Raw genomic sequence first — 22396 nt, 5'->3', positions numbered from 1 at the left:
TGACATTACTTTATTCCGGCATTTTTCCTTTACCGGATTGAGAATAAGCAATTATGAATAGCCATACTCTATTTTATATCAGTTATTTAATTTTGTTGCAAAGATAATAAATAAATGCATCTATCATTCAAACTATGTGAATTATGATATTTTGGGAATGGAGAATCTCCTTTGGAGGCTGTCTCAAAAGTCTTTTTCCGAGGTTGTCTTTTTTTTGGCGCAAGTTGAAAACTTGCGCCAAATGAGGATTAACCTGAACATTGTAGAGACGTGGCGCGCCACGTCTGTATTCCGCACGTATATCGTAGAGGCGAAAAATGTTTCGCCCCTACAACATAATCCTGTAAATTCTGATTCAGACAGGTTTGTTTTCACGCATAAACATAAGTACCAATATTCTCGCCTTTCATCAATTTTTCGAGGTTGCCGGGGGTATCCATGTCGAAGACAATGATGGGCAGGTTGTTTTCCTTGCACATGGTTGTGGCTGTTAAATCCATGACTTTCAGGCCACGGTTATAGATTTCATCGAACGAAATCTGGTCGAATTTCTCTGCTGTTGGGTCTTTTTCGGGGTCAGCCGTATAAACGCCGTCAACGCGTGTACCTTTCAGCATAACGTCGGCTTCGATTTCGATACCGCGCAAAGCCGAACCTGTATCGGTGGTAAAAAACGGATTGCCTGTTCCTCCCGAAAGAATGGCTACTTCGCCGGCTTCCATGGCTTCTATCGCTTTCCATTTGCTGTAGAATTCGCCGATGGGTTCCATCCGAATGGCAGTTAATACGCGGTTCTTCTGTCCCAGGGCGGTCAGCGCCGAACTTAGCGCCAAACTGTTGATGACGGTTGCCAACATGCCCATTTGGTCGCCTTTCACGCGGTCGTAACCTTTCGATGCGCCGCTCAGTCCCCTGAATATGTTACCACCGCCAATAACGATACCTGTCTGGATACCCATACCGGCTATCGCTTTTATCTGGCTGGCATACGATGCCAGGTGCGAAGCGTCTATTCCGTGCTGTTGTTTTCCCATCAGGGATTCTCCGCTGAGTTTCAGTAAAATTCTTTTATATTTCATCATTGATAGTTATTTACACGATATTTCGTAGCGCAAAATAAACAAATATATTTCTATTCCCGTCTTTTTTGCCCCATAAATGTTGGAGATAAGCAACTCATTGAAAAAAAAGTTTCAATCTCGATTTAACCTTTTGGGTTTTTCGCAGTCTATTAATTCAGTGTTTAATTTAAAAACAGAATTTTATGAAAACGAAATTATTAGTGCTTGCGACAGCTTTATTTTTTACAGTAACCGGATTGGTTGCACAAAACAGACAACGCCTTAGCGCCGAAGAAAGAACTAAAAACGAAACCGAAGCCCTGACTAAAGCTTTGGAGTTGACAGCCGAACAAAAACAACAGGTGTATGACATCACGCTGAAGTTTGCGAAAGATCGCAGCGCTGCCATGACCTCTTCCGGCGATTTGAGCCGCGAACAACGGATGGAAGCGTTTCTGAAAATACAGAAACAACAGACCGACTCAATTAAAACGGTGCTGACTGAAGGACAACAGACTAAATACGATGAGTTTCTGAAAGAACAGCAAAACCAATTTCAAGGCAGAGCAGGCGGCGGCAATCGCGGCAACCGGTAAGGTTTAGGGGTTTAAAAGATTAAAGTAGAGACGTGGCGTGCCACGTCTTTTTTTGTTTTCTGGAACCCGAAACTTTGAGCCTTGAATGTTTTTAGTTTGAAATTATAAACAAATTTGTTTATATATAATTGTTTATTTTGTATATTTGCATTTTAATTGGGAATAATATGAAAAATGGTTTGGAGATATTCAAAGGACTGCATCCCGGAATTGTTATTGATAGAGAATTGAAAAAGCGGAAAATTCCCAGTGGAAGATTAGCTATTTCCATCAATGAATTTCCACAAACAATGAGTGCGGTTATCCATGGAAAACGGGCAATCAATACCCCCTTGTCTCTGAAAATAGAAACCGCATTGGATTTTGAAGAAGGCTCCTTGATGATGCTTCAGGTATTTTATGAAATCAAACAGTTGAAGCAAAAAGAAGCCGCTGATTACAAGCCCGATTTGTCGAAACTTCGTCCGGCAGTATTTTGGGACACCAATATTAATACAATAGATTGGAAGAAAAATAAACGAGCGGTCATTGAACGTGTTTTTGAATATGGAAATAGAATAGAGCAAGAAGAAATTAGCCGCTTTTACGGAAAAGAGGAAGTGCTGAAATATCTTCACAAATCCAGTCAATAAATTATGGGAACATCTTCTTTAGCTTACAATACGGTCAAGCCACAATTAATATCAGTACTCCGTGATTTAATGCAGGAAAATTGCTTTAATGACTTTGTGTTGGTGGGCGGAACGGCATTAAGTCTGCGCATTGGGCATAGAATATCCGTTGATATAGACCTTTTCACCGAAAAATCTTATGGTAGTGTGGATTATGAACAAATAGATGCGTTTTTTAAAAGCAGATATAAATATGTTGACTGTCCCGACCATACAAGTATCGTAGCAATGGGTAGGTCGTACTATATTGGAGATTCTGAACAAGAAAGTGTCAATGTTTGAGGGGTAAATATTGGGAAGTGATTAAAGCCGATTTTATGGATGAGATGGCTCCCCAATGAACGAAAGCGTTCAAAGTCTAAACGCCGTCCCCCCTGCGGAACTAAACACGGAGGTTTGCCGGTGAGCCAAGCCTACAATTGTAAAATATACATACAGCAATACAGACGTGGCGCGCCACGTCTCTACAAATAAAACGGCATAATGGTTGCGGCACGGCACGACCCTACATTAGCAACAAGCTCTCATTCCCCATATTAAACAGCAAATCGAGAATGCTTAAATTTTCGGTGAAACCGAACCTTTCGCCAAATACCTGGTAATAGGGTTGTAGGTGGAAGTCGGGGTCGGCTGGCGTTTTTTTAGGATGAATTGTCTCTCTGAAATCCTTGTCGCCCGGCAATACTTCCGGCTGATATGCCTCTGTGTATCGAATGTTTTGGGTGTCGATGCCAATCAAATCGCAGATTAAAATTCGGAGTTCTTCGTTGAAATCGAAAAGAAAGCGCTGTTTTTTCTCATAAAACGGGCGAAAGTCGTCGCGATAATACTCGAAAAAAGGCGTTGAATTGTATGCCGACAAAATGGCATTCCAATGCAAATGCTGCCAGTTACCCGAATTGGCGATGCGAACATCCCTTGTCAGGCATTTTTCGGCTTTATTATGCTCCACCGGGATTGAGAGCGTAAGCGCGCCATTGGCCGATAAAATTGTACAGCGGTTGCGGTAAGTTTGCTTCACATAATTATCGCATCTCTCGATAAAAACGCCCTCTTTACTCAGAAGTTTTGAATAATATTGCACAGGAGCAAGGTAAGCTGTTGAGAGATAAATGCTCATATTTACTTTTTCAAGGCGGCAATGCTTTCTTTTATTGTGCTTATTTTGCTCCCGGCATCGGCTTGTTTCTTGCGCTCGTTTTCCACAATTTCGGGTTTGGCATTGGCTACAAACTTTTCGTTGCTCAATTTATTGGCTACCGATTTCAGGAATCCTTCGAGGTAGATAAGTTCTTCGTTCAGTTTCTTCAATTCGGCTTCCACGTCAATGCTATTGCCGATGGGAACGGCAAATTCGGTTGTGCCGACAAGGAACGAAACAGCAGCTGGCGATTTCTCGTTCGCGACCGAAATATCCGATAGATTCGCCATTTTTAGAATTACCGGAGCATAAGCCGTTTCAAAATCGCCAACAACTTGCAATTCCAGCGCTTCCTTATTCGGAATATTTTTCTGCAACCTGACGGCCCGGATGCCCGATATAATTTCTTTTATTGTCTCGAAAGAAACCGTCAATTTTTCATCCACAGCTTTCACTTCCGGCATTCTGGCAATCATAATGCTTTCGCCGTCTTTTCTGTCGGCCAAAGCCTGCCACAATTCTTCCGTAATGAAGGGCATGAAAGGATGAAGCAACCGGAGCAAACTGTCGAAGAAATCGAGCGTTTGTTGGTATGTTTTCGCATCTATTGGCTTTTGGTAAGCCGGTTTAATCAGCTCGAGATACCAGGACGAAAACTCGTCCCAGAACAATTTATACAACAGCATCAAGGCTTCCGACAGGCGGTATTTACCGAATAAATCGTCCACCTCGGCAATTGTTTTCGACAATACCGAATCGAACCATTCCACCGCAATTTTCGACGATTCGGGTTGGTCAATTGCCTTATCCACCTCCCAGCCTTTCACCAGGCGGAAAGCGTTCCATATTTTGTTGTTGAAATTACGGCCTTGTTCGCAAAGGGCATCATCGAACGGCAGGTCGTTGCCGGCAGGGGCTGTCAGCAACAAGCCCATGCGCACGCCATCGGCGCCATATTTAGCGATTAAATCGAGCGGATCGGGCGAATTACCCAATTGCTTCGACATCTTCCGGCCAAGCTTATCCCGCACAATTCCGGTGAAATAAACATGGCGGAAGCAAGGTAATTTCCGGTATTCGTAGCCCGACACAATCATGCGCGCCACCCAGAAAAATATAATATCGGGACCCGTTACCAAATCGTTTGTCGGGTAATAATACTGAATATCCTTGTTTTCGGGCTGAGTGATTCCATCGAAAACCGATATAGGCCACAACCACGACGAAAACCAGGTATCCAGACAATCCTCATCCTGGCGCAAATCTTCCAACCGGAGATTTTGGTTTACTTTTTGGGCTTCAATCAAGGCTTTTTCTGCCGTTTCCGCCACCACAAATCCGCCTTCGGGCAAAAAGTAAGCGGGTATCCGGTGCCCCCACCACAGTTGGCGGCTGATGTTCCAGTCTTTGATATTTTCCATCCAGTGGCGATAGGTGTTTTTGTACTTCGCCGGGTAGAATTTTATGGTATCATCCATCACGGCATCCAATGCAGGTTTCGCCAGTTCTTCCATCTTCAGGAACCATTGCATCGAAAGTTTCGGCTCTATCGGAACATTTGTCCGTTCGGAATAACCGACTTTATTGTTATAGGGTTCTACTTTTTCGAGCAGCCCCAATTTATCCAAATCATCTACAATTTTCTTGCGGACATCAAACCTGTCCATGCCTGCGTATTGCAATCCATGCGCATTCAAGCTTCCATCGTCGTTAAAAATGTCGATTACTTCGAGATTATACTTTTCGCCGAGCATGTAGTCGTTCACATCGTGGGCCGGTGTAACTTTCAGGAATCCTGTTCCAAATTCCGTATCCACATAGTCGTCTTCAATAATCGGCACAACACGGTTTACAATCGGCACAATCACCTTCCTGCCCTTAAGCGCGGTTGTTTTTTCATCGTTCGGATTAATACATACGGCTACGTCGCCAAAAATAGTTTCGGGACGGGTAGTGGCTATAACGGCGTAATCAGCCCCCTCAACTCCCCCGTGGGGGGAACTTTTTAGTGATTCTTGAATTTTTGCCAATACAGTTTCAGTATTAGCTATCACTTCATCATTAGAAAATCGTAGAACACAATACCCCAAATCATTAAGAATACTTGTTCTTAAATTATCCGCATCTCTTATTTCAGAATTATCATGATATTTTCCATCTACTTCGATGATTATTTTTTTGTCCAAACAAACAAAATCAACAATAAAATCAGCTATAACATGTTGTCTCCTAAATTTATCTCCCAATTTTTTTGAGCGTAACATTTCCCACAGGGCACTCTCGGCTTCAGTTGAGAATTTACGCATTTCTTTTGCATTAGCCTTTAATAAATCATAATTGTTGCAATTTGCAGTTTGATGTTGTGGATGATTGCTATCCCCCCTCCGGGGGGTGGGGGGGCTGGAGGGGCTGATTTTGTACCTTATATAATACAACTTACTATTTTCCTCTTTATGGATAACCTCTTCGTCCGAAATGGCTGTTTTTGCCCGTGGATCCCAGTTCACCATGCGAACGCCGCGATAGATCAGGCCTTTATTGTATAAATCGACAAATACTTTCAATACGCTTTCCGAACGCTTTTCGTCAAGGGTAAAGGCGGTTCTGTCCCAATCGCAGGAAGCGCCCAGCTTTTTCAGTTGTTCGAGGATGATGCCACCGTGTTTGTGCGTCCATTCCCAGGCATGTTCCAAAAATGCATCGCGACTAAGATCGGCCTTTTGTATGCCCTCTGCGGCAAGTTTGCCAACCACTTTGGCTTCGGTAGCAATTGAGGCATGGTCGGTACCGGGTACCCAGCAAGCATTTTTCCCCATCATGCGGGCACGACGTACCAGAATATCCTGAATGGTATTGTTCAACATGTGCCCCATGTGCAGGACGCCTGTAACATTAGGCGGCGGGATGACGACAGTAAACGGTTCCCTACTGTCGGGTTCGGAATGAAAAAGACGGTTTTTCATCCAATATGCATACCATTTGCCCTCTACTTCGGCAGGACTGTACTTGCTTTCGATTTCCATTTTCTAACAAAATTATTATGAAGATGCAAAAATACAAATTTGTTTAGAATAATGGATGAAAACCGAAAAACTAAACAGAATAAAAAGAGGTTGTCGAAAAAGTCGAAGACAGCACACAGATTACACAGAATGAACAGATAAACACGGTTTATATTTTATTATATACCTAATTATCAGTATTATACGGATTAAAAATGATTTTCTATTCCGTATTTTCCGTGTAATCCGTGTGCTAATTTCGACTTATGAGACAGCCTCTTTTATTCTGTTATTTACTCGTTTGTTCTTTAGAATATAAGCTCTACACCGAATAAGGCGCGGCTTAGATTGAGGTCTAAACCAAATCTACTTGTCTTTTCATCGCGTATTTTTGACAATTCGTATCCCAAAAATCCAACTTTAGCAGTCAATTGCACTCTATCCGACACATTTAATGCAACTCCCGGTTTGAGTCCGATTCCCCACAAATCGGTATCTCTGCTTTTATATTTAGTGTAATCAATGCCAGCATCTACAAAAATTCCGCCTATATCGCCTTTCGATACCGAATAACGTATAAAGGGCGAGACTGTAACCGCTTGTAGTTTACGCACCGCTTTCAATTCTTCAAAATTAAATTCCGTTTGGCTAATTCCAATACCGAGGCCAAGGGCTATTTGGTCGTTTATAATATACCCAACTTCGGGAATAAACTTGTAGCCGAAATAGTCATCGCCACCTTTAACGCTGATTGAAGAAATACCAAAATTACCACTAACCCAGATTTCACCTGTTTCTTGTGCCGTTGCCGCCGCAAAAACGCCCAATGCAACAGCTAAAGTCATTATCAATTTTTTCATAATCTGCTAATCTTTTAGTTACTATACTTGATTATTAAAGCGGGTGCAAAGGTCTGAAATAAAAAAATAATACCAGCAAGTTTTCACGCAAAAAATTAAGAGAAAAACCCGATTTCGTGAAAATACCGCCCGATTGGGGAACATAGCCGAAAAGTGGGGGTAAATAATCGAACACAGAAACAAAATACGGGAACGCAAATTGCGCGGATTATCGCAAATAGATGGACGCGTATCGTAGGGGCGTATGGCATACGCCCGCTGCCGTGAACGGGGCGTTTTTGTCCCGCAAATCAAAAAAAATTACGGAAATTCCCGATTCAAATCCATTCGTGGCAATGGGCTACAGCTATTTCGCCCCTACGATTATCGTGCAAATCAAAAAAATCAGGTATAATCAACGGTTCAGACATATTCGCGGCAACGGGCGTATCCTGTAAATCATTAAATCCTGCAAATCCTGATTCAGACGTTATGTCTATAAAAAAGAAAAGGTTGTCATCACGACAACCAATCTTCATTGTTAACCTTAAATCTAATACCATGAAAAACACAGTACAAAGGTAAGCGTTTTTATGTTATAAAACATAATTGTAAAGCTATATTTTTTAGCATTTAACTTTAATTAGTACTGTCGTCGCTTGGGAGTTCTTTTTGGGGCTTAATTCCTAAATCCTTTAACATTTCTGCCTGCCTGATCAGGTTTCCACTGCCTTCTTTCAGTTGCGAAATAGCTTTGTCGTAGCTTTTTTGCGTCCTGTCCACATTTTTCCCAATGTCCTGCAATACATCAACAAAGTTCGCAAATTTATCGTACAGCAAGGCTCCTCTGCGGGCAATTTCCTGTGCATTCCGGCTCTGAGACTCCCTTTTCCACAAATCGGCGACCACTTTCAGCGAGGCTATCAGGTTGGTGGGGTTGATTAACAACACCCGTTTGCGGTAGGCATAATCCCAAAGACCCGAATCGAGTTGCATGCCCAGAATATAGGCCGGTTCGTTGGGGACAAACATCATCACAAAGTCCAAGGATTCTATATAGTCCTGATAGGCTTTTTGGCTCAATTCGTCGATGTGCTTCTTTACGGATACGATGTGTTCTTTTTCGGCCAAAATACGTTCCTCTTCGGTATCGGCTTCCACATACTTCACATAGGCGTTTAGCGAAACCTTCGAGTCGATAATTATTTTCCGCCCACCCGGATACACCACTACCACATCGGGTTGCATGTACTTGTTCTGTTCGCTCTGAAGGCGTTCGCCGTTCTCGCCCCGCAAAAAATCCTGAGCGTAATACTCTTCGCCTTTCTTCAATCCCGATTTTTCCAGTATCGACTCCAAAAGCATTTCGCCCCAGTTTCCCTGTATTTTGCTGTTCCCCTTCAAGGCTTTTGTCAGGTTGTTGGCATCTTCGCTGATCTGGTTATTCAGCGCAACGAGTTCCCGTATCCGTTCTTCGAGCGAAAAACGCTGCTTCGATTCCTTGTCATAGGTCTCTTCTACTTTGGTTTTAAACTCGGACAGCTTTTCATTCAAAGGCTTTAGAATCGTTTCCATGTTGGCCTTGTTCGTATCCGTAAAGCGCGAAGTTTTTTCTTCCAGTATCTGGTTGGCCAGTATCTGAAAGTCTTTGTTCATTTGTTCGCGCATGTTGGCAAGTTCCTCGCTTCTTAATTTTAGCAGCTCCTCTTTCGATTGCAAGGCCACCTTCAGGCCTGCATTTTCTTCGACCGATGCCAGTTGGTTTTGTTGCAGGCTTTCTTTTTCCGATTTCAGCTCGTCGATTTGGGCTTTCAGCTCCCGGGCTTGTTTCTTCCCATTGTTTTGTATCCAAATCAGCAGAAAAACTGCCAGCAATACGATGATGATAATATAGACAAATTCCATGTTTAATGTATTTATATTAACTTTCCCTTAATAAGTATGTCATCCCGTGCCTGACACGGGATCTCCTGGCAAAGCCATTTGATTGTTAGGAGATTGCGGGTCGGAGCCAGCAATGACAAGCCTTTTTGATACAGCCCTGCCCCTACGGGGGATTTAGGGGGCTGTTATTTTTTACTTTTCACTTAAATATAATATCTTTGCCAAAGATAATAATAAGTTTGTTTATGTACGGAAATTTCGACAAGCCATTTACATTCGACCGGGTTGTTCGCCTGGTTATTAGTGTAGCATTAATCATTTTCGGGATTTATGTCATTTACGTTCTGAGAAGTGTGCTTCTGCCATTTCTGATTGCGTGGCTGATAGCCTACCTGTTGAATCCGGTTGTCCGTTTTTTTCAATATAAACTGCATATAAGAAACAGGGTATTGGCCGTAACAATTACTCTTTTGCTGGTAGTTGGACTTATCACCCTGATTATCATATTGCTTATCCCCCTAATCGAAAGGGAAGTGTCGCAAATAAATAACCTGATATACAATTACCAATCCCGTTTGGGTGCATTCAACCTGAATATCAATGGAATCCCTGTAAAATTGCAGGATTTTATTCTTAACAATGTCGATTTTAATAAATTGCGGGATGCGTTGAGTAAAGAAAATGCGACTGAAACGATGCAATACCTTGTTCCGGCCATCACAGGGGTTGTATCGGGCACCATATCGGTTATATTGAGTTTGGCCATTGTTTTTATTGTGATATTGTACCTGATATTTATTCTTATCGACTACGACCGAATCAACGAATTGTGGCGGAATTTAATTCCTGTACGCTACCGTTCGCAGGTAAACAGATTGATGCAGGATGTTGAAAAAAATATGAACACCTATTTCAGGCATCAATTCTTCATCTGCCTGATTTTATGTGTCCTCTACGCCTTGGGATTTCAGTTGATAGGCCTTCCGCTGGCCATTTTGCTGGGCTTGTTTGTAGGCTTGTTGCACATGATACCCTATATGCAGGTCATCAGTTTTATCCCCACCTTGTTGCTTTGCTGGCTGAAAGTAACGCAAACCGATCAGAGCTTTTGGGGATTGGTAGCCTTGGTAGCGCTGGTGTATCTGACGATGCAGTGTATCATGGATTTATTCCTGGTTCCTAAAATTATGGGAAAAGCCATGGGCTTGAATCCGGCAATTATATTGCTTTCGTTGTCGGTATGGGGATATTTGTTGGGGATTGTCGGAATGATTATTGCGATACCATTAACAACCATTCTTCTGTCTTATTATCAATTATTTATAGCCTCTATGCCGGATGACGATACGGCGAAATTTGTGCAGAAAGAAGAAGCCGCAGGTGATGGTTCTTCATCAATAAAAGAAAAATAAATAAGGCGCCCGATTGTATTTCAGGATTTTTGTTTTACCTTTGCGCTCGCTTTTCAAGCAAACCGGAGATTCCGTAGCTCAGCCGGTAGAGCACATCACTTTTAATGATGGGGTCCTGGGTTCGAATCCCAGCGGGATCACAAAGTGCGAAATAGATAGCCTGTAATTGAATGATTGCAGGCTATTTTTTTGTTGGATATAAGTAACTCGTAGCATAATGGATAAAAAAAATCTTCTGTCAGTTGTCCTGTTCCTGAGCGCGATAGCCTGTTTCGCCCAGGAAAATAAAGCCATTTCTGAGCTGAGAAACAGCAGGGCATTGTCGAATGCCATCATCGGGATTTGCATACAGGACATGCAGGGGAAGGAGCTGGTTTCCCTCAATAAAAACCTGTCCATAACCCCCGCTTCTACCCTGAAAATAGTTACAACGGCAACCGCCCTGGAAATACTGGGGAGCAATTACCGCTTCCGAACCGAGTTGTTGGCCGACAAGGAACAAAAAAGCAAACTAATCGTCCGCGGCTACGGAGACCCTACCTTGGGCAGCGAACATGTTGAGGGAACAGCGAAAGACTTCCTGAACAAATGGGTGGAAGAAATACAAAAGAAATTTGGCGCCGGCTTAACGGAAATAGAAATAGACGACAGCTATTTCGGCTACGAAGGCATCTCCCGCCACTGGATAAGAGAAGATACAGGAAACTATTACGCCACAGGAAGTTATGGCATAAGCGTGTTCGACAATGCCTACAAATTGTACTTCGACACACGCGATAAAACCGGTCGGCCACAAATTGTAAAAACCGAACCCGAAATGTCCGGCATGAGCTTCACAAACACCCTGAGTTTGAACACTACGGGTAAGGACAACGGGTACATTGTGGGTGAACCTTTTTCAAACAACCGCTTGCTGATTGGCGACATTCCGGAGGGCAGGGCTTCGTTCAGCATCAAAGGCGACATTCCCGACCCGGGGCTGTATTTGGGACGAACTTTGGCCGGTCGGCTAAATAAAAACGGCGAGGAGCTTTCGTACCATACCCTTAGAGCCAATTTTGACGGGAAATTGCCCCCAAAAGACGGAGAAGTTTTCTACACGCATCTGTCGCCACCCCTAAAAAATATTGTCCGCGTTGTGAATGTAAAAAGCAACAACCATTATGCCGAGCACCTGATCAGGGCAATAGGCAAAACCACCGGTAATCTGGCGACCGACTCCGCTCCACTTCGCGCTGGAACAGACCTGATAAATCAATATTGGCAAAGCAAAAGCCTTGATACCGCTTCACTATTCATGTACGATGGTTGCGGACTGTCGCCCTCAGACGCTATCAGCCCGAAACTGATGTGCAACATCTTGGCATACATGTACGACAAAAGTAAAAACGCCGAAACCTTTCTGGCCTCCTTCCCCAAAGCCGGACAAGAAGGAACCGTCCGAAACTTTCTGAAAGACGCCAAGCTATCGGGAAAAGTACTTGTAAAAAGCGGCAGCATAGCCAACGTTCAATGCTACGCCGGTTACTACATCAACGGCGAAAAAAAGTATGCCTTTACCATCATGGTAAATAACTTCCGGAAGAATTCGCGGGTTGATGTTGTGGAGGCTATTGAGGCGTTTTTGGAGAAATCTCTTTAATGAAAATTTCAGAATCTGAATAAAAACAGCTATCTTCGTACTTTATAATCTTCGTGTTGAATGTTATGCATAGTATAATCGTAAATAATATTGATAAAATCAGAGCAGTGTGCGAGCAGCATCATGTTCGGTCTCTGTTTGCATTCGGTTCGGTGTGTACCGATAAATTTAACGATGCAAGCGATATTGATTTGTTGGTTTCTTTCCAGCCCCTGGACTTTGGCGACTATGCCGACAACTATTTTCAAACAGCCGATTTATTAGAACAAATCTTTCACCGTCCGGTTGATTTGGTCACGGAAAAATCGCTTAAAAATCCTTATTTTATTTATTCTGTCAACCAAACAAAAACGCCTTTGTATGGACATTGAGATAAAGAAATATATCTACGATATTCAAGAAGCAATTCTTTCGATAGAAAATTATCTTGGTGAACAACGTGATTTTAACGTCTATACAGAGAATAAGATGCTTCGACGTGCCATTGAAAGAGAGTTTGAAATTATTGGGGAAGCCTTAAATAAGATGGACAAAATTATACCCGACATTCAAATATCAAGCAAGCAGCAAATTATTGGAATGCGAAACAGAGTTATACATGGATATGACAAAATTGACGATGGTATCATTTGGGGTACTATTGTACGGCATCTACCCATTCTAAAAGAAGAGATAGAAGCTCTCTTGAAATCCTAATATTTTCATAGGCCCCTATACGGGGTGTTATCGGTGAACTCTTTTTCATGCGTTTATCCCTGACAATTCGTCTATTGCAACATCGAAAATAATTTTGTACACTTGTCGCTCAAAGGAACGGTAAACAATTGAAATTTTATATATTTAACATTATTTGATTAAATATTTAACTAAATATGTTTGGAAGTTACCCCCCCCGTTTAGTTTTGTAGAATTAAAAATTCTTAAAACATAATTATCATGTAATGAATTTAACGAGGTCAATTGTCCGAAAAACAGTTGTACAAACTGGTTCTAACAGTCCAAATCACGCACATGATAGTTGCCAGAATAACGTTTGATGCATTTGTTGAACTCATAATTGTTCACTAATTCCAAAACCTGTGAGAAAACATATTTACCCGAATGCATACTTTTTGCTTTTTGAACAAAAGTACGTCAATTCAAATCAAAAAACAAAGAACGGTTATATATATGTGTGTGTATCAATGTATTACAATTGAATTTTAAAAATTAACGCAACAGCAGTACATTTGTAACATCAAAAAACAGATAAATTTTATATACTGGTAAATTAAAGGGGAAATGGCATATAATGTTAAAATAAAAAATATTGTTTTCATCGTTTTGTTTTTATTTTTGTGTTTCTGCAGTCTGTTTCTGAATGAACCGACTTTTGTTGATGCACAAATATCTCCCAAACATTATGCTGTCGTATTTGTAGGAATGACGTTAATCTTAACGCTTGTTGTTTTTTCTTTTTTCAATAAAATAAAAATAAATTTCTCAGACTGTTGTTCCATAATTGCTGTTTTGTGTTCGTTGCAGGCTTTATACGGAGTAGCGCAATATGCAGAAATACTCCCTGCCTTTGAAGGACACAGGGTTACTGGCAGTTTCGACAATCCCGCCGGATTTGCAGCTTGCCTGTGCGCTGGATTCCCTTTTGTGTTCTATTTCATCTTCAGGAGGAAACCGTGTAAACGCTATTTGGCGACAACGGCTGTCGGCGTCATTGTTGTTGCAGTAATACTTTCCGCTTCGCGGGCAGGTGTTGTCGGTTTAACGGCGGTAGGTTTGGTTATTTCCTTTTACAAAATAAAACTAACGGCCAAATGGAAATGGATAATAGCCTTTATTATCTTGTCGGGGACGCTTTCAGGCTTGTATTTTCTGAAAAAGGATTCTGCCGATGGGCGGTTGCTGATTTGGCGCTGCTCGTGGGAAATGATTAAGGAAAAGCCTTTGTTCGGTTTTGGAACAGGTGGCTTTACGGCTAATTACATGAGCTATCAGGCAAAGTTTTTTGAAGAACACCCCGGTAGCCGGTATGTCATGCTGGCCGATAATGTAAGCCGTCCGTTCAATGAATATTTATTGCTATTGGTAAACTACGGAGCTGAAGGGCTGATTATATTCTTCGTTTTTGCATGGCTTTTGTGGAAATGTTACCGGCGGAACCGGAACAAGGATATAGCTGTTCGGATTTCTCTTTGGTGCCTGCTGTCCATTGCCGCTGTTGCATTATTCTCCTATCCGTTGCGCTATCCCTTTGTGTGGCTCATACTTATCCTGAGCATAACTGCAATTATTCACAGGGCTAAATATCCAGTTAAAATTCCGGCATTCATTATTACTTCCTTAAAGCTACTGATAATACCGGCCATTGCTGTTTCAGGCATATTCGCTTACCGGCAAATGGAAGCAGAACGGCTGTGGTGCAAAATTGCCCGTCAATCGCTGGCCGGACAAACCGAACAGGTGTTGCCTGTTTATAAACAGTTGCATCAATCGCTATCGCATAACGAATTATTCCTGTATAATTATGCTTCCGAACTAAATGTAGCCGACCGCTATGCTGAAAGTTTGAAAATAGCGCATGAGTGTGAACGCTTATGGGCGGATTATGAATTGCAACTACTGATCGCCGACAATTACCGGCAGATGAAGCAGTACAAAGAAGCGGAGCAGCATTATCAAAAAGCAGCCAATATGTGTCCGGTAAAGTTTATGCCGTTGCATTGCCTGTTCGACCTGCACCTGATAACAGGGGAAAAAGATAAAGTGGTAGCCATCGCTGATAAAATCATGAACAAGCCGGTAAAAATAATGTCGCCGACTATACGGCAAATCAAATACGATGTGGAACGGAAAATGAAAAGCCTATGAAAGTATAACCAACTACCGCAAGAAGAAAGGAGCAGGCAAGTGCCTTTCAGGAACTTTGCAGCAAAGTTACTTGCATATTGAGACCGAAATAAAAGAATTGCCAGAATCAAAATAAATAAAATTAGAATTATGAAAAAATTAAATTTAAAATTAATCGCGTTGTTTCTTTGCCTTGCTGTTTTAGGCGTATTTTAAGCGGTAATTGATATGGGTAAAATTAAATTATATTGGCCGCTCTTTATGAGTTTGGTGCTGCTTATAATATTGGCAATCATAAAAACAGAAGAAATTTATGAAGTAAACAATATTTTATTTGCAATAGCATACATATTGTTAGCTATATCGTTTCCTTATGTAGTGATAAAAGAGGCTGAAAGGTTCAGAAGACAAGGCAGATATAAAACTACATATCGGTTGACATTTGGGGCAGGATTTATTTGCTCTATGTTTTTATTAAAAGCAATTGAATACCTTTTCTGAACATTATTTTTTATGTCCTCCGGCTTTACTCAAAAGCCGGAGGGTGTATTATAACGGATTTATAATATGAGAACAATATTTCTACTCGCAGGCGGTTTTCTGTTATTCTGCCCGCTTTATCCGGCAGGTAATAAAACCTGATTTTCATGCGTTTGTCCTAAATTAATCTCCCTCTTTAGAATCAATCTAAGAAAATTCACTACATTTAGTGATTGACAGGATAAATGGAATGAGTTTCCTTTGTGCTCAATTTCAAAATCAATTATCCTGTTATGAGAAAATTTATTACTGCTGCTTTTTTTACGCTCTCGGTGTGTGCTTTCGCTAAGGAATCGGTCGAAAAAGATACTTTATATACCGAACTGAAGCAAGATATAGTCATCCTTTCTTCTACAAAGGAAACTAATAGCCTCAAGTCGCTTCCGGCTTCCATATCGGTGTTTTCACCCAAAAATCTGGAGGGCTTGCAGGTAACTTCCATCAAGGATTTAAGCGCCGTGGCGCCCAACTTTTTTATGCCGAATTATGGCTCTAAAATGACGGCTCCTTTGTATATCAGAGGGATAGGCGCGCGGACGGGTGTTCAGACGGTTAGCTTGTATGTTGATAATATTCCCTATTTCAATCCTTCGGTATTCGACTCGGAGCTGTACGGCATCCAGCGGATAGAACTCTTGAGAGGAACTCAGGGTACGCTTTACGGGCGGAACTCCATGGGGGGGATTATTAATATCTATACCTTCTCGCCTCTTACTTACGAGGGTACTAATGCAACTGTCAGCGGCGGAAACTATGGGTACTTCTTGGGGAATCTATCGCATTACAGGCGGTTAAGCAACAATTTTGGAATAGCCGTATCGGGTTACTACAAAAAAGATGATGGTTTTTTTAAAAATGCATATACCGGCAAAAACGCCGACCATTCGGAAAATGCAGGCGGAAAAATTAAACTGGATTGGGATATTACGCAAAACCTCTCGGTGCGATACGCGGCCAATTTCGACTTTACCAGCCAAGGGGCCTTCCCTTATATGAATATCAATGCCGACGAAGTGAATTACGATGGTCCCGGCAGCTACAAACGGCGAATACTGACCAACGGCGTCTCGGTTCAATATACCCAACCTGAATACATCATTTCGTCAACAACCGGTTACCAATACCTCAACGACAATATGTATATGGATCAGGATTACACGCCGGCTGCCATCTTCAAAATCAATCAGCGACAAAACCAGCGCTCGGTCAGCGAAGAAATTACCATAAAATCGAATAGCCGTTCAAATTACCAATGGTCGAATGGAATTTTCGGGTTTTACGATTACCAAAAAACCACCTCGCCCGTCCTTCTGCTTCAGGATGGCATAACCGCCATGCTTCAAAGCCAGATAGACAAGGCGGCGGCAGCCAACCCGAATATGCCGGTTATAAAGTTGATTGACACCGAAATAGGATTGAACGGGGTATATAAAAAACCGGCGTATGGCGGGGCGATATTCCACCAATCGACTTTCAATAATATTCTATCTACCAAGGGGCTGTCGTTTACCGCCGGTTTGCGCTTGGACTACGAAAAAACCGAACTCGATTATGATGCCCATACGGGGACTAATTTGACCATTCAACCCCAATTTCCTGCCGGTAGCCCTGTTATCCCGATGCGGGTCGATTCCGTTATCAAAGGCAAGGCTTCGACAGACTACATCGAACTGCTTCCCAAGTTTGTCTTGAAATACGACATTGACCAAAACTCGTATCTGTACGCCTCAGCTTCGCGTGGATACAAAGCCGGAGGCCACAATGTACAGATTTTTGCCGATTTGCTGAGCAGCGCGCTAAGCAGTTCTATCCAAAGCAGAGGGCTGAACAAACCCAGCCCTGTTCCGGTGAACGATATGATAGATTTTGAGCCTGAATACAGTTGGAATTATGAAGTAGGAGGAAAAATAGATATAATCCAAAACTCCTTATCGGCCAGCTTCTCTGTTTTCTACATTGATGTGAAAGATGTGCAGATCTCTCAGTTTGTAGCAAGCGGACAGGGGCGAATGACTACAAATGCGGGGAAGGCCGTCAGCAAGGGCTTTGAATTTGGCTTGAAAACCCGTCCCTGCACCGGATTTTACCTGTATGCCAATTATGGATTTTCGGATGCGAAATTCAAGAGTAAGGAATATTACATGAACAACCACATCACCTTTGCGCCCGAATCCACGCTAAGCCTTGGAACAAATATCTCCTACAATTTTAAGCGGAACCCGATTCTGGATAAAGTTGTGTTTGATGCAAACTTTGCGGGTGTTGGGAAAATATACTGGACAGAGGCAAACGATAAATCGCAGGACTTTTACGCTACCACAAATGCCCGGTTGGCCTTTGAAAAAAGCCTGTTCGGTCTCGAATTGTGGGGGAAGAACATCTTCGACAGGGACTATCAAGCCTTCTACTTCGAGTCGATGGGCAATTCTTTTGTGCAAAAAGGGAAACCCGCACAGTTTGGCGCCACCTTTCGTCTGAAAATGTAAGTTCTTTCTTTTTATATGCAATTGTAAAAATTCTGTCATCCCGTGCTTGACACGGGATCTCCTGAGTAAACGTGCAACAATTTTCAGGAGAGCCCGAGCCGGACACGTATGTAATAGCAAAACTCCGCCTTTGCTCAAGGCCGGAGCCCATGCCGAACGAGAGACACAAAATTTTGCGTCTCTACGGTAATAATAGCGGCTTGCGTATAAGTCTGCAATGACAAGTTTTTCGGGTACGAACTCAGGGCAAACCATGAAAAAGGTTCACCGATAACACCCCGTATTTAGCCCCGCATGGGGCGACAGTTTATTAACCGTATGCTTTAGCTTACGGGACAGGCTGCGACATGCTATTCAAGTCCCGCAGGGACGGCGCTTGGATACTGTATCAAGCGCCGCCCCATGCGGGACTAGACCAGTTTTGCCGGTAATTCAATCCCTTCATACAACGAAAGTATATAATTTTTTCTGCGTTTACCCTGGGTACGAATTACATATCTGTATCATTTTTTTTACTTTCCGCACTATAATATTCTGCCATTTTGATTTTGATTTCCAATTATTTTGCTATATTTGCTGAATCTTCACAAGAAAAACACTATTTTTAAATTAAATTAAGACCAGAATGAAAGTACAAGAAGTATCAAATGAGTTGAAACGCAGGTTTCCGAATGAACCGGAATATCTACAAGCAGTAACAGAAGTATTAGAGTCGATTGAGGACGTGTATAACGCACATCCTGAGTTTGAAAAGGCTAACCTTATCGAACGGTTGTGTATCCCCGATCGCATTTTCACATTCCGCGTAACATGGGTTGACGACAAGGGAAAAGTAAACGTAAACACAGCTTATCGTGTTCAACACAGCAATGCAATCGGCCCATACAAAGGGGGTATTCGTTTTCACTCGTCCGTAAATCCTTCTATTTTGAAGTTTTTAGCCTTTGAACAAACATTTAAAAATGCCTTGACTACTCTTCCTATGGGTGGAGCAAAGGGCGGTTCGGATTTTTCTCCCGAAGGAAAATCAGACGCTGAAGTAATGCGTTTTTGCCAGGCATTTATGCTTGAGCTGTGGAAACACATTGGTTCCGACAAGGATGTTCCTGCGGGCGATATAGGTGTAGGTGGTCGCGAAATAGGCTACTTGTTTGGCATGTACAAAAAATTGCAAGGCGAATTTACAGGCGTTCTTACCGGTAAAAATCTGGAGTTTGGCGGTTCCCTGATTCGTCCCGAAGCAACCGGTTATGGCAATATCTACTTCCTGCTGGAGATGTTGAAGACGAAAGGTATTGACATCAAAGGCAAAAAATGCCTGGTATCAGGCTCGGGGAATGTGGCGCAATATACTTGCGAAAAGTTGATAGAATTGGGCGCTATTCCCACTACTTTGTCCGATTCGGGTGGTTATATCTACGATCCGGCAGGTATCACCCGCGAAAAATTGGAGTATGTGATGGACTTGAAGAACGTCCGCCGCGGTCGCATTAGCGAGTATGCCGAAAAGTATGGCTGCAAATATGTGGCCGGTCAACGCGTATGGGCTGAAGTGGGAGATATAGCTTTGCCTTCGGCTACTCAGAACGAACTGAGAGGCGATGATGCCAAACATTTGGTTTCCACAGGTTGTATTGCCGTGAGCGAAGGAGCTAATATGCCATCTACTCCCGAAGCGATTGAGGTATTCCAAAAAGCGGGCATTCTTTATGCTCCGGGCAAAGCGGCTAATGCGGGAGGCGTAGCTACTTCGGGCTTGGAAATGTCGCAAAATTCCCTTCGTCTATCTTGGACACGCGAAGAAGTGGATGCTAAATTGAAACAAATTATGAAAGATATTCACTCGCAATGTGTGAAATACGGAACAAAAGAAGACGGAAGCGTTGACTACGTGAAAGGAGCCAATACAGCCGGATTTATGAAAGTTGCCAAAGCAATTATGGCACAAGGAGTTATATGATTTTGTAGTTTTATAATGTAGGGGCGAAATATCTTTCGCCCTTTATTATTTACAAACATTTGGCGCAATTATTTGCCGGATTGCAATAAACCGAACGGTCGGTTATTGGTGAAATTTCAGGTGATTCCCCAAAAAGCTTTGTACTTTGTATAGCTAAATGCTAAAACAGTAAAAATAATGGGAAACGTAAATCCAACGGAAACGTAAATCACCCCAGAAGCTCCCTAAATCCCCCTTGGGGGACTTCAAAAGCCTTGATAAAATTGGTGTAAACCAAACGGTCGGTATAGATTATGCCGTCTGAACTATGATTTTTTTCACTAAGCGAGATTATTTCGTAGGGGCGTATGCCATACGCCCGCTGCCGCAAATATATCTGAGCCGTTGATTTTAGTTGATTTTCTTGATTAACCTGATACATTGTGGAGACATTGCGTGCCACGTCTTCCGTTTCCGCGTCCATATTCCCGTAGGGGCAGACCCATGTGTCTGCTCGCTGCCGCGAATGGGGCGTTTTTATCCCGCAAATCAAAAAAAAATTACGGGAATCCCCATTCAAACATATTCGCGGCGACGGGCGTATGCCATACGCCCCTACGATAATACGAATAATAAAACCTAATTTTTACCTAATTCTTTCTTACAAAACAACCTCAGTAGCAATGGATTACAACGTATAATGTAACCTCATTGTTCACACGTTCTTTGTGTATCGACAAATCTTGTGTAAAATAAATGAGGGAATGAGGTCGGGTTATCTATTGTAGAATGCTGCTAATGAGGTTGTTTTGTAAGAAAAAATTAGGTGGGAATGAGGTTGCAAAAACGCCCCGTTCGCGACAGCGGGCGAAAAATATTTCGCCCCTACAATAAAATCAAATACAAAATGAGACTGCCCAATACCACAATCACACCTGTTATCAGGAACCATTTTTTCACCATATCCGGCATTACTTTCTTTCGCCTTTCATCCAATTTATAATATCCTGCAATGATATTGGGGTTTTGTTTTGCCCAAAAACCACAGCCAATCAGGATGAGGCCCATCAATATTGATATTATAAGTAATCCCCCCATCATGCCTTACAATTCCGACTTCAACAACTCGGCCAATGCCTGGTAGTAGTCCCGTTCTATTTGCAGAAAGCTTGCTACACTTTGGTACAAAAAATTTATCTCGCCGAAGTATTCGTGCAGCGACATCTGCCCCGACGAAAGGGCTTTATCCAAATAATTCCGACTGTTGTTTTGAGCCGACAGCAATTTCAGGTATTCTTCATACGATTGCTTCAGGGCCATCGCTTTGTCATACACTTGTTTTAAGTCGTTGGACTGCGACAAGCGGCGGTCTTCCAGTTGAAGGTCGGCTAAAACAACTTCCGCTTTCGCCTTTTTCACCGTATTCTTATTCTCCCACAACGGAATACTTACTCCGGCTACGAGACCGTGAAATTTTTCGGGATTGGAAATAACCATCTTGTAACCCAAACTGAATTTGGGCAGCGCCAAGCTTTTTGCCAAACCAACCGATTTTGAGGCAATCGTTTTTTCTTGTTCCAGATTCTTCAATTCGGGATCCACATCCAGTGTTTTCTGCAACAAGTTGTCATATCCGGCAGGAATCACAAGCTCGGAATACACCGTATCGAAAAAATGGATGATTTCACCGCCATTCAGTCCGGCCAGTGTCTGGAGGTTGTTGTTTATTTCCACTTCATTCAGCCGGGCCTCGTTCCGCACATTCAGCAACTCCAGCGCTATTTTATTTGCTTCCAGAATAGTTGCGTCTCCCATCTCCACGCGTTTCCGCGATAATTTATCCAGCCTGTCGGCGTTTTCGAGTTGCCTCTTGATTATCGACTTGTTCTTGTTCAGATAAACCAGTTCGATACACACAATTTTTGCTTCCAGTAAAATATCGCGCCGCGTAATCTGGTATTGGCTATCTGCCCGACCCAATTTCATGTTGGCAATCTTATTCTTCTGAAAATAAGCTGTTGGAAAATCAAAATTCTGAACAACAGTAAGTTCATGCTCGTTCTGATAATCTGTTACATCGTTTCCACGCACATACTCATAGCCAACATTTATGTCCGATAGATAAATTCCGGTCTTAGCATCTATTTTCTGAACCTGTGCCGATTGTTGCGCCGACCTGAGCGCTTTGTTGTTCTTTTCGATGGTCGATAATACCTGTGGCAACGAACTTTGAGCAGCTATATTTACCGATGAAAAGGAAATGACAAATAATAAAAGGTATTTGTTGATACTTTTAATAACCATAATTAAACAATTTTTTCTACAAAAGTAATAAAAAG

20 protein-coding genes and 1 tRNA gene are annotated in these 22396 nt (G+C 42.3%); 12 read left to right on the top strand and 9 right to left on the bottom strand.

Features of this window, described 5'->3' with window-relative positions; genetic code table 11:
- Positions 1-371: 371 nt before the first annotated feature.
- Entirely contained in the window at positions 372-1082 is a 711-nt protein-coding gene (pyrH, locus tag ACYPWY_RS00345; protein WP_459683248.1) for a UMP kinase, read from the bottom strand.
- Positions 1083-1264: 182 nt separating this feature from the next.
- On the opposite strand from pyrH, the gene ACYPWY_RS00340 reads away from it, so the two are divergent.
- The 3 genes from ACYPWY_RS00340 to ACYPWY_RS00330 all read left to right on the top strand — a co-directional run bounded on the left by ACYPWY_RS00340 (position 1265) and on the right by ACYPWY_RS00330 (position 2610).
- Positions 1265-1657, top strand: a complete 393-nt coding sequence (locus ACYPWY_RS00340; protein WP_459683247.1) for a hypothetical protein — start codon at positions 1265-1267, stop codon at positions 1655-1657.
- A 167-nt stretch (positions 1658-1824) separates the two neighbouring features.
- On the top strand, positions 1825-2289 hold the full coding sequence (locus ACYPWY_RS00335; protein WP_459683245.1) for a helix-turn-helix transcriptional regulator: 465 nt from the start codon (positions 1825-1827) through the stop codon (positions 2287-2289).
- 3 nt (positions 2290-2292) lie between these two features.
- Entirely contained in the window at positions 2293-2610 is a 318-nt protein-coding gene (locus ACYPWY_RS00330) for a nucleotidyl transferase AbiEii/AbiGii toxin family protein (protein ID WP_459683243.1), read from the top strand.
- Positions 2611-2833: 223 nt separating this feature from the next.
- Here ACYPWY_RS00330 and ACYPWY_RS00325 read toward each other — a convergent pair whose 3' ends face one another.
- The 5 genes from ACYPWY_RS00325 to ACYPWY_RS00305 all read right to left on the bottom strand — a co-directional run bounded on the left by ACYPWY_RS00325 (position 2834) and on the right by ACYPWY_RS00305 (position 9215).
- Positions 2834-3448 (bottom strand): WbqC family protein, encoded by a 615-nt coding sequence (locus tag ACYPWY_RS00325; RefSeq protein ID WP_459683241.1) that lies wholly within the window; start codon positions 3446-3448, stop codon positions 2834-2836.
- Between the two features lie 2 nt (positions 3449-3450).
- Positions 3451-6492 (bottom strand): valine--tRNA ligase, encoded by a 3042-nt coding sequence (locus ACYPWY_RS00320; protein WP_459683239.1) that lies wholly within the window; start codon positions 6490-6492, stop codon positions 3451-3453.
- Between the two features lie 287 nt (positions 6493-6779).
- Positions 6780-7331, bottom strand: a complete 552-nt coding sequence (locus tag ACYPWY_RS00315) for an outer membrane beta-barrel protein (protein WP_459683237.1) — start codon at positions 7329-7331, stop codon at positions 6780-6782.
- A gap of 317 nt (positions 7332-7648) precedes the next feature.
- Positions 7649-7849 carry a hypothetical protein gene (locus ACYPWY_RS00310; protein WP_459683235.1) on the bottom strand — a complete coding sequence of 67 codons (201 nt, stop codon included), beginning with the start codon at positions 7847-7849 and terminating at the stop codon, positions 7649-7651.
- A gap of 100 nt (positions 7850-7949) precedes the next feature.
- Positions 7950-9215: a DNA recombination protein RmuC gene (locus ACYPWY_RS00305; protein WP_459683233.1), complete on the bottom strand. Its 1266-nt coding sequence runs from the start codon at positions 9213-9215 to the stop codon at positions 7950-7952.
- Positions 9216-9412: 197 nt separating this feature from the next.
- On the opposite strand from ACYPWY_RS00305, the gene ACYPWY_RS00300 reads away from it, so the two are divergent.
- From ACYPWY_RS00300 to ACYPWY_RS00280, 5 genes are all read left to right on the top strand, one after another.
- On the top strand, positions 9413-10606 hold the full coding sequence (locus tag ACYPWY_RS00300) for an AI-2E family transporter (RefSeq protein WP_459683232.1): 1194 nt from the start codon (positions 9413-9415) through the stop codon (positions 10604-10606).
- A 67-nt stretch (positions 10607-10673) separates the two neighbouring features.
- Positions 10674-10746: transfer RNA gene (locus ACYPWY_RS00295), tRNA-Lys, on the top strand.
- Between the two features lie 77 nt (positions 10747-10823).
- Positions 10824-12248 (top strand): D-alanyl-D-alanine carboxypeptidase/D-alanyl-D-alanine endopeptidase, encoded by a 1425-nt coding sequence (gene dacB / locus ACYPWY_RS00290; RefSeq protein WP_459683230.1) that lies wholly within the window; start codon positions 10824-10826, stop codon positions 12246-12248.
- Positions 12249-12313: 65 nt separating this feature from the next.
- Positions 12314-12619, top strand: coding sequence for a nucleotidyltransferase family protein (locus tag ACYPWY_RS00285; RefSeq protein ID WP_459683228.1), 306 nt, complete (start codon positions 12314-12316; stop codon positions 12617-12619).
- A complete protein-coding gene (locus ACYPWY_RS00280) occupies positions 12609-12944 on the top strand; it encodes a HepT-like ribonuclease domain-containing protein (RefSeq protein WP_459683227.1) in 336 nt (111 codons plus the stop codon). The genes ACYPWY_RS00285 and ACYPWY_RS00280 overlap by 11 nt, the downstream gene beginning before the upstream one ends.
- A gap of 294 nt (positions 12945-13238) precedes the next feature.
- On the opposite strand, the gene ACYPWY_RS00275 is transcribed toward ACYPWY_RS00280, so the two are convergent.
- Positions 13239-13355 (bottom strand): DUF4372 domain-containing protein, encoded by a 117-nt coding sequence (locus ACYPWY_RS00275; protein ID WP_459683225.1) that lies wholly within the window; start codon positions 13353-13355, stop codon positions 13239-13241.
- 174 nt (positions 13356-13529) lie between these two features.
- Between ACYPWY_RS00275 and ACYPWY_RS00270 the strand changes: the two genes are divergently transcribed.
- The 4 genes from ACYPWY_RS00270 to ACYPWY_RS00255 all read left to right on the top strand — a co-directional run bounded on the left by ACYPWY_RS00270 (position 13530) and on the right by ACYPWY_RS00255 (position 20078).
- Positions 13530-15113, top strand: coding sequence for an O-antigen ligase family protein (locus tag ACYPWY_RS00270; RefSeq protein ID WP_459683224.1), 1584 nt, complete (start codon positions 13530-13532; stop codon positions 15111-15113).
- Between the two features lie 207 nt (positions 15114-15320).
- The gene (locus ACYPWY_RS00265) at positions 15321-15593 is read left to right on the top strand and encodes a hypothetical protein (RefSeq protein ID WP_459683223.1); all 273 of its coding nucleotides are present in this window, start codon (positions 15321-15323) and stop codon (positions 15591-15593) included.
- 272 nt (positions 15594-15865) lie between these two features.
- The gene (locus ACYPWY_RS00260) at positions 15866-18118 is read left to right on the top strand and encodes a TonB-dependent receptor (protein ID WP_459683221.1); all 2253 of its coding nucleotides are present in this window, start codon (positions 15866-15868) and stop codon (positions 18116-18118) included.
- Between the two features lie 625 nt (positions 18119-18743).
- Entirely contained in the window at positions 18744-20078 is a 1335-nt protein-coding gene (locus tag ACYPWY_RS00255; protein ID WP_459683219.1) for an NADP-specific glutamate dehydrogenase, read from the top strand.
- Between the two features lie 864 nt (positions 20079-20942).
- Here ACYPWY_RS00255 and ACYPWY_RS00250 read toward each other — a convergent pair.
- Together ACYPWY_RS00250 and ACYPWY_RS00245 are read right to left on the bottom strand one after the other, a co-directional pair.
- A complete protein-coding gene (locus ACYPWY_RS00250) occupies positions 20943-21125 on the bottom strand; it encodes a hypothetical protein (RefSeq protein ID WP_459683218.1) in 183 nt (60 codons plus the stop codon).
- A gap of 36 nt (positions 21126-21161) precedes the next feature.
- Positions 21162-22361, bottom strand: a complete 1200-nt coding sequence (locus ACYPWY_RS00245; protein WP_459683216.1) for a TolC family protein — start codon at positions 22359-22361, stop codon at positions 21162-21164.
- Positions 22362-22396 lie beyond the last annotated feature (35 nt).

Source organism: Viscerimonas tarda (assembly GCF_054601255.1).
The sequence above is the reverse complement of the archived record's forward strand: the minus strand, read 5'-3'. Positions and strand labels throughout refer to the sequence as shown.